Annotated in this window: 2 protein-coding genes; both read left to right on the top strand. The window is 43.2% G+C overall.

Annotated elements, in window-relative coordinates; translation table 11 throughout:
* Positions 1–273: tryptophan synthase subunit alpha (locus A3738_RS04655; protein WP_197473592.1), on the top strand; the 273-nt coding region annotated here is incomplete at its 5' end.
* Between the two features lie 24 nt (positions 274–297).
* Positions 298–859, top strand: a 562-nt coding sequence (locus A3738_RS04660; protein ID WP_156503959.1) for an acetyl-CoA carboxylase carboxyltransferase subunit beta, incomplete at its 3' end; no start/stop codon positions are given.

Raw genomic sequence — 859 nt, forward strand, 5'->3', positions numbered from 1 at the left:
TCGGTGAAGGGTGTAACGGGATCTGCTGCACTAAGCACTGATGATGTCGCTCAAAAAGTTGCGAACATTCGTTCGATTGCAGATATTCCCGTTGGTGTAGGGTTTGGTATTACAGATGCTGAATCAGCAAGTGCGGTTGCTAAGGTGTCTGACGGCGTTATTGTAGGAAGCGTATTGGTAAATACGATTAAAGAAAATCAAGAAGACTTGTCGGTTATAAAAGATAAACTAGGCTCAGTACTGTCTTCGATGCGTCAAGCGATGGACGCTTAATCTATCCTAAGGTTGGAATAGTAAATGAGCAGTTGGCTAGACCGAATTAAGCCTAGTGTAATTAGATCTGAATCCAAGACTCGAGGGAATATTCCTGAAGGTGTTTGGAAGAAGTGCCCTAAGTGTGGATCTGCACTTTATTTGCCTGAGTTGTCTAAGAATCTAGACGTATGCCCTAAGTGTTCACACCATTTGAGAGTGAACGCGCGTCGTCGTGCTGAGATATTTTTAGATCCAGGTTATGAAGAGCTGAGTGAAAACTTAAAGCCTGACGATTTGCTTAAGTTTAAGGACACGAAAAAGTATAAAGATCGATTAGCTGCTGCCCAAAAAAGTACCGATGAAGATGATGCCTTATTAACATTCAAGGGTTCCTTGCAAGGCCTTGATGTAGTGATTGCTGCTTTTGAATTTAATTTCATGGGCGGATCCATGGGCTCCGTTGTAGGCGAAAAGTTTGTTCAGGCAGTGAATTGTTGTATCGAGGAGCATCGTGCTCTTGTGTGCTTTAGCGCCAGTGGCGGTGCGAGAATGCAAGAAGCATTAATCTCATTAATGCAAATGGCAAAAACATCCGCAGCCTTAG

It is taken from the genome of Oleiphilus sp. HI0066 (assembly GCF_001635725.1).